This is a genomic window from Parvularcula dongshanensis, assembly GCF_014199615.1.
Taxonomy (GTDB): Bacteria; Pseudomonadota; Alphaproteobacteria; order Caulobacterales; family Parvularculaceae; genus Parvularcula; species Parvularcula dongshanensis.
The window spans coordinates 1-1,543 of the sequence record NZ_JACHOB010000015.1 but is presented as its reverse complement, the minus strand read 5'-3'; the positions used below and the strand labels follow the sequence as shown (position 1 = coordinate 1,543).

The following is a 1,543-nucleotide window of genomic DNA, read 5'->3' as shown; positions in this document are numbered from 1 at the left end:
CTCATCGTGTTGGCACCGCGGCGGCGCCGTTCATGGGGCCTTGTTCTTGTCGTTTGGTCTTCTCTTCGGTGGTGAAGTCTTCGTGGTAGGAGCGTTCGACGTTGACGGTCCAAAGGTCGTGGTGTTCGCCGAGGATGTTCTTCACGGCGAGCATGGCGGTGAGCTGGCTGTGGTCTTGGTTGTTGTAGCGGTGCATGCCGTTGCGTCCCACGGATTGGAAGTTCTCAAGGCCGTCGATCCAACCGGAGAGGGTGTCGAGCGCGGCGCGGTACTCGCCGTCATAGACGGGGTAGGCCTTGGGCTGGCGGATGATCTTGCCGCCGATGACGGTGCTCGCCTTGGCGAGGCCGAGCTGTTCGAGCTCCCGGCCGGCCTGCGCGATCAGCGCCTCGTCGGTGCTCTCCCACAGCCCGTCGCCCTCGTGGCAGAAGTACTCCATGCCGATCGAGGCGTGGTCGGGGTTCGGCACCATCTCGGGCGACCAGGCCCGGAAGTTCTGGATCCGGCCGACCTGCACCTCGGGGCTGTGGATGTAGATCCAGTTGTCCGGGAAGGGGTCGGGGTGGTCCAGGATCAAGGTGACGATCAGGAAGTCGCGGTACTTCAGCTTCGCCGCCGCCGCGCGCACCTCGTCGGGCGGCGGCGGGTCCATCATCTCGATGAGCTCGCGCAGCGGCATGGTGTTGACGAAGTGGTCCGCCTCGACCGTGCGCCGCTCGCCCTCCGGCCCCTCGGTCTCGACCGCGGTGACCCGGTCGCCGTCCCGCAGGACCCGCGTGACCGCCGTGCGCAGCTGCACCTCGCCGCCCCGCTCGCGCACCTTCTCGGTGCAGCGCTCCCACATCTGGCCCGGCCCGAGGCGCGGGTACTGAAACTCCTCGATCAGGCTCGCCGTGTCGTTCGCGCCCGTCAGCGCGTTCCACACCGCCTTCGACAGCGACAGGTTCTTGATCCGCTGCGCCGCCCAGTCCGCCCGGATCTCCGTGCAGGGGATGCCCCAGACCTTCTCGGTGTAGGTCTTGAAGAAGGTCTCGTAGAGCTGGCGGCCGAAGCGGTTCGACACCCACTGCTCGAGGTTCTCCTCCTCCTTGTAGGGCCGCAGCCGCGAGCGCGCGAAGCTCGCCATGATCCCCGCCGCCCGGAAGGGACCCAGATTGCCGAGCGCGTTGAAGATCTTCAGAGGATAAGCGTAGTACTTGCCCTCGTAGTAGATCCGCGACTGCCGCGGCCGGGTGACGAAGTCCGCCCCCCCGACCTCCTGCCAGAACGCCTCCACCTCCCCCACCTTGGTGAAGAAGCGGTGCCCGCCAATGTCGAAGCGGTAGCCCTCATGGCTCTCCGTGCGCGCGATCCCGCCCACGATCTCGCCCGCCTCGAACACCAAAGGCCGATGCGACCCCCCGCCATGCTTCAACAGCTCATACGCCGCCGTCAGACCCGCAGGACCCGCCCCGATGATCGCCGTCGTCAAACCACACCCCGCCCCGTCATACATCACGCCCTCCCAACCCCCTCACGCCGACGGCGTGCGTAACCGCGCTGC

1 protein-coding gene is annotated in these 1,543 nt (G+C 67.1%); it reads right to left on the bottom strand.

Translation table 11 applies throughout. From position 1 onward, the window contains the following. Position 1: 1 nt before the first annotated feature. Entirely contained in the window at positions 2 to 1,495 is a 1,494-nt protein-coding gene (locus GGQ59_RS14705) for an NAD(P)/FAD-dependent oxidoreductase (protein WP_183819960.1), read from the bottom strand. Positions 1,496 to 1,543 lie beyond the last annotated feature (48 nt).

Bases quoted from the DNA above. Each gene is read 5' to 3' on its own strand.
- GGQ59_RS14705 (WP_183819960.1), bottom strand. From the start codon at position 1,495: ATGTATGACGGGGCGGGGTGTGGTTTGACGACGGCGATCATCGGGGCG.